Source organism: Streptomyces prasinopilosus (assembly GCF_001419695.1).
GTDB classification, from domain to species: Bacteria; Actinomycetota; Actinomycetes; order Streptomycetales; family Streptomycetaceae; genus Streptomyces; species Streptomyces prasinopilosus.
The window spans coordinates 1-5,053 of record NZ_LIRG01000711.1 but is presented as its reverse complement, the minus strand read 5'-3'; the positions used below and the strand labels follow the sequence as shown (position 1 = coordinate 5,053).

Here is a 5,053-nt window from a genome sequence, read left to right as displayed (position 1 = left end):
ACGCGCGGGTGTACATGCGTTCCCCGGGAGACTGGACGCATGTACACCCGCGCGTGTCCTGGTCACCGTGCGTATCGTTGCACCACGCGGCCGTGCGCATCGAGCGGCGGCCGGGGAGGAGCGCCACGATGACCGTCCTCGAAGACAGGATCGCCATGGCCGGCACCGGAGACGAGCTCACGCTCGACACGATGTTCGAGTGGCTGGAGAAGTTGCCCATCCCCGAGGGTTACAAGACCGAGATCGTCGGGGGCCACATCTTCATGACACCGCAGCGCCGAACCCACTGGGACATCATCCTGGACATCGTGGAGCAACTGCGTGCCAGGTACCCGCGCAACCGCCTGACGTCCGACGTCCGCATCGACTGCCCGGGACACCTCAACGGCTTCGCGCCCGACGTGGCGGCGCTCGCGGAGGGCGCCCGGGAGGACGCCCACGGACGATGGCGGCACGAGGACGTCGAGTTCGTCGCCGAGGTGATCTCCAGGAACACCGCCGGCAACGACTACGGTCCGAAGAAGGACGCCTACGCCGCCGCCGGTGTCCCCGTGTACCTGATCGTGGACCCGTACACCGGCGAGTGGCACCTGCACACCCTGCCGAAGGACGGCACCTACCACGGTGCCGTCACCTTCGGCTTCGGTGAGGAGGTCGACCTGACCGGGACGGCCGTCGGCCTCGTCCTCAGGACCGGCGACTTCCCCCGCGACTGACCGCACCCGCCGCCACGGGCGTCGCCGCCCCCGTCATGCCGTTCGGGCCGGCTCCTCCCGTCGTCCGCGGCACGAACCGCATCCGCGGGTGCCCGCCGTCCCAGCCGACCATCAGGCGCAGGTTGCCGACGCGGGCCAGGACCAGGCCGATCACGGTCGCGGCGAGGACCGCGACGGCGCCGCCCGACGCCAGGCCCACCCGGGCCCCGTAGGTGTCGGTGACCCAGCCGACGATCGGGGCGCCGACGGGCGCGCCGCCGAGGAAGACCATCATGTAGAGGGCCATGACGCGGCCGCGCACGGCCGGGTCGGTGGCCATCTGGATGCTGGTGTTGGTGGTGACGTTGACCGTCATGGCGAACAGGCCGATCGGGATCATGAGCAGGGCGAACAGCCACAGGGTGGGTGCCCCGGCCGCCACGATCTCCAGTGCGCCGAAGGCGACCGCCGCCATGATCAGCAGCCGCAGCCGGGCCGTGCCGCGCCGGGCGGCGAGCAGGGCGCCGGCCAGGGAGCCGACCGCCATCAGCGTGTTGAACAGGCTGTAGACGCCCGCGTCCCCGTGGAAGACGTCGTCGGCGAAGGCCGAGAGGTAGACGGGGAAGTTGAAGGCGAAGGTGCCGATGAACCCCACCAGGACGATGGGCCAGAGCAGCTCGGGCCGGCCCGCGACGTAGCGCAGGCCCTCCCTCAGCTGTCCCTTGCCGCGCGGGGACGGCGTGACGGCGTGCAGTTCCCGGGCCCGCATCATCAGCAGGCCGGCGATCGGCGCGGCGAAGGACACGCCGTTGAGGAAGAACGCCCAGCCCGTGCCGACGCCGGTGATCAGCAGTCCCGCGACGGCGGGGCCGACCAGCCGGGCGGACTGGAAGTTCGCGGAGTTCAGGCTGACCGCGTTCTGCAGCTGGCCGGGGCCGACGAGTTCCGCGACGAAGGACTGGCGGGCGGGGTTGTCGACCACCGTGGCCAGGCCGGTGGCGAAGGCGGCGACGTAGACGTGCCAGACCTCGACCCGTCCGGTGAGGGTGAGGGCGGCGAGCGCCAGCGAGGTGAGCGCCATCGCCGACTGGGTGAAGAGCAGCGTGGGACGCTTGCGCAGGCGGTCGACTAGGACGCCGCCGTACAGGCCGAACAGCAGCATCGGCAGGAACTGCAGGGCCGTGGTGATGCCGACGGCGGCCGAGGAGGCGGTGAGGGTGAGCACCAGCCAGTCCTGGGCGATGCGCTGCATCCAGGTGCCGATGTTCGAGACGACCTGGCCGGTGAAGAACAGGCGGTAGTTCCTGACCTTCAGCGAGGAGAACATCCCGGACGTGCGGGCGGTCCGGTCCGGCGCTTCGGGGCCGGTCGGGGTGTCATGGGGATCGTGGGGGTCAGGTGCGGGGGCGGAGTCTGCTCCGGATCCCGTACTCAAGGTGCGCCTCCTGGGACGGCTGCTGGGTTTCCTAGAGGTGTGCGAGCTTCTCCAGCACGGGGGCGGCGGCGCGGAGCTTCGCCCACTCGTCCTCGTCGAGCTGCTCGGTCAGGGTGGCGAGGAAGGCGTTCCGCCTGCGGCGGCTCTCCTCGAGCATCGCCTCCGCCTGTTCGGTCTGCGTGACGACCTTCTGCCGCCGGTCGTCCGGGTGCGGCTCCAGCCGGACCAGTCCCTTGGCCTCCAGCAGCGCCACGATGCGGGTCATCGAGGGGGGCTGGACGTGTTCCTTGCGGGCGAGTTCGCCCGGGGTGGCCCGGCCGCACCGGGCCAGGGTACCCAGCACCGACATCTCGGTGGGGCTGAGCGACTCGTCGACGCGCTGGTGCTTGAGCCGACGGGACAGACGCATCACGGCGGATCGAAGGGCGTTCACGGCGGCTTCGTCGCCCAGGCTGAGGTCCGGCATGTTATTTAGCGTAACTCATTACTCTCGCTAAAGGACTGTCCGGGAGGGGTCCGCGTGCCGCCCGTGTCCGTGACATCGGCCACTCCCCGGGGAGTGTTCGGTCGAACCGCTCATTCGAATCACTCGTACGAGTGATTTGGGCGCGGATGCGGGCGCATCCGGCCGGGATGTGCGGCGACGCTCATGCCCATGGGGACCGACGTACTCAGCCTGCGCATGGACCACGAGCTGCTCGAACGGCTCCGGCAGCACGCCGCCAAACGCGGAATGAGCGTCCAGGACTATGTCGTCCAGACGCTCATTCGCGATGACTTCGACCAGCGGTTCCAGACCGCCGTCGAGGAGACGGAGAAGTTCTACGACGTCACCTGAGGCGTGACGCGGAGCCGCACCGCCGGCCGGACCCGGCCCGGGCCGGCCGGACCCGGCCCGGGTCCGGGGCGGATCAGGTCAGGCCCAGCGCCGGCATCAGGTAGTAGAAGGCGAAGACCGCCGACACCACGTACAGCGGCACCGGCACCTCCTTGCCGCGTCCGGCCGCCAGGCGCAGCACCACGAAGGTGATGAAGCCCATGCCGATGCCGTTGGTGATCGAGTAGGTGAACGGCATCATCACCATGGTCACGAAGGCCGGGATGGCGATGGTGTGATCCGCCCAGTCGATCTCCTTGATCGAGCCCGCCAGGATCAGGAAGCCGACCGCGAGCAGCGCCGGGGTCGCCGCCTGCGACGGGACCATGGTGGCGACGGGCGTGAGGAACAGCGCGAAGGCGAAGAGCGCGCCCGTGACGACGTTGGCGAAGCCGGTGCGCGCGCCCTCGCCGACACCGGCGGTCGACTCCACGAAGGCGGTGGTGGCGGAGGCGGAGCTGGCGCCGCCCGCGGCGACCGCGACACCGTCGATGAACAGGACCTTGTTGATGCCGGGCATCTGGCCCTCGCCGTCGGTCAGCTTGGCCTCGTCGGAGACGCCCATGATCGTGCCCATCGCGTCGAAGAAGCACGACAGCAGCACGGTGAAGACGAACAGGACGCCGGTCAGCACGCCGACCTTCCCGAAACCGCCGAACAGGCTGACCTCACCGATCAGGCCGAAGTCGGGGGTGGCGAGCGGGTTGCCGGGCCAGGTCGGGGTCGTCAGGCCCCAGGATTCGACGTCGGCCACCGCGTTGATGATCATGGCGAGGACGGTCATCGCGACGATCGAGACGAGGATCGCGCCCGGCACCCTGCGCACGATCAGCGCGAGGGTGAGCAGCGCGCCGAGGATGAAGACGAGGACCGGCCAGCCGGTGAGGTGACCGTTGCCGCCGAGCTGCATCGGCACGGTGGTGTGCGCGGCGTCCGGCATGCGGGAGATGAAGCCGGAGTCGACGAGGCCGATCATCATGATGAACAGGCCGATACCGATGGCGATGGCCTTGCGCAGACCGTGCGGGACGGCGTTCATCACGCGCTCGCGCAGACCCGTGGCGACCAGCAGCATGACGACGAAACCGGCCAGCACCACCATGCCCATGGCGTCCGGCCAGGACATGCGCGGGGCGAGCTGGAGCGCGACGACCGAGTTCACGCCGAGGCCGGCGGCCAGCGCGATCGGCACGTTGCCGATGACGCCCATGAGCAGCGTGGTGAACGCCGCCGTCAGGGCGGTCGCGGTGACCAGCTGGCCGTTGTCGAGCTGGTGGCCGTACATGTCCTTCGAGCTGCCCAGGATGATCGGGTTCAGCACGATGATGTAGGCCATCGCGAAGAAGGTGGCGAATCCGCCACGAATCTCCCGGGGCAGGGAGCTGCCCCGCTCGGAGATCTTGAAATAGCGGTCCAGTGCGCCGGAGCCGGGGCCGGACCCCGGCTGATCGGGCATCGGAGCCTTGGCGGGGGCCGACGTGGACATGCGGAAACCTCATCACCGGTGGGCCCTGGATCAAAGCCCTTTGGTGTTTTCTACGAACAGAAGTGGCCAGAGACAAACGGATTCAGTATGAAGATATAACGTCGGTCCCGCTATCTCCGCGCGTAGACGGGGAGGGACGGCGTGGTGCGGACGCGGCGAACGTCACACCCTCCGCTCCTCGTAAGCTGTCCGCATGGCCGCTTTCTTCTCGGGTCTCTCCGACGTCGTCAAGGGGAACCCCCAGCACGAGGCACCGGAGCCCCTGGAGGGCCCCGTGGTCGCCACCGTCGTCGGCGGCACGCTCCTCTGGTTCGCCCTCTTCCTGGTGCAGCTGCCGTTCTACGGCTGGTTCGACGACCGCGGCCGCACCTGGTGGCTGTGGACCTGCCTGGCCGGCGGCGGGCTCGGCCTCATCGGCATCTGGTACGTCCGCCGGCGCGACGCAGCCATCAAGCGCGAGCAGGCCGGACGGACCGCGCGGACGGTCCGGGCGGACCGGACGGCTCCGAGGGACCGGGCGGACCGGACCTCGGACACCGCGGACACCGCGGACACCGCGG

The 5,053-nt window shown here is 69.7% G+C and carries 6 protein-coding genes; 3 read left to right on the top strand and 3 right to left on the bottom strand.

Annotated elements, in window-relative coordinates; genetic code table 11:
* The first annotated feature begins 128 nt into the window (after positions 1 to 128).
* Positions 129 to 716 carry a Uma2 family endonuclease gene (locus tag AOK18_RS25035; RefSeq protein ID WP_175400339.1) on the top strand — a complete coding sequence of 196 codons (588 nt, stop codon included), beginning with the start codon at positions 129 to 131 and terminating at the stop codon, positions 714 to 716.
* Here AOK18_RS25035 and AOK18_RS25030 read toward each other — a convergent pair.
* Together AOK18_RS25030 and AOK18_RS25025 are read right to left on the bottom strand one after the other, a co-directional pair.
* On the bottom strand, positions 688 to 2,130 hold the full coding sequence (locus AOK18_RS25030) for an MFS transporter (RefSeq protein ID WP_079105162.1): 1,443 nt from the start codon (positions 2,128 to 2,130) through the stop codon (positions 688 to 690). The two genes, AOK18_RS25035 and AOK18_RS25030, sit on opposite strands and share 29 nt — an antisense overlap.
* Before the next feature lie 31 nt (positions 2,131 to 2,161).
* A complete protein-coding gene (locus AOK18_RS25025) occupies positions 2,162 to 2,596 on the bottom strand; it encodes a MarR family winged helix-turn-helix transcriptional regulator (RefSeq protein ID WP_055573646.1) in 435 nt (144 codons plus the stop codon).
* A gap of 189 nt (positions 2,597 to 2,785) precedes the next feature.
* Between AOK18_RS25025 and AOK18_RS25020 the strand changes: the two genes are divergently transcribed.
* Positions 2,786 to 2,968, top strand: a complete 183-nt coding sequence (locus tag AOK18_RS25020) for a ribbon-helix-helix protein, CopG family (RefSeq protein WP_055573657.1) — start codon at positions 2,786 to 2,788, stop codon at positions 2,966 to 2,968.
* A 73-nt stretch (positions 2,969 to 3,041) separates the two neighbouring features.
* Here the strand turns inward: AOK18_RS25020 and AOK18_RS25015 are convergent, their stop codons facing one another.
* The gene (locus AOK18_RS25015) at positions 3,042 to 4,493 is read right to left on the bottom strand and encodes an NCS2 family permease (protein WP_055695797.1); all 1,452 of its coding nucleotides are present in this window, start codon (positions 4,491 to 4,493) and stop codon (positions 3,042 to 3,044) included.
* Between the two features lie 193 nt (positions 4,494 to 4,686).
* Here AOK18_RS25015 and AOK18_RS25010 point away from each other — a divergent pair.
* Positions 4,687 to 5,053 (top strand): DUF2530 domain-containing protein (locus AOK18_RS25010; RefSeq protein ID WP_107100371.1); only part of this gene is annotated, 367 nt, incomplete at its 3' end.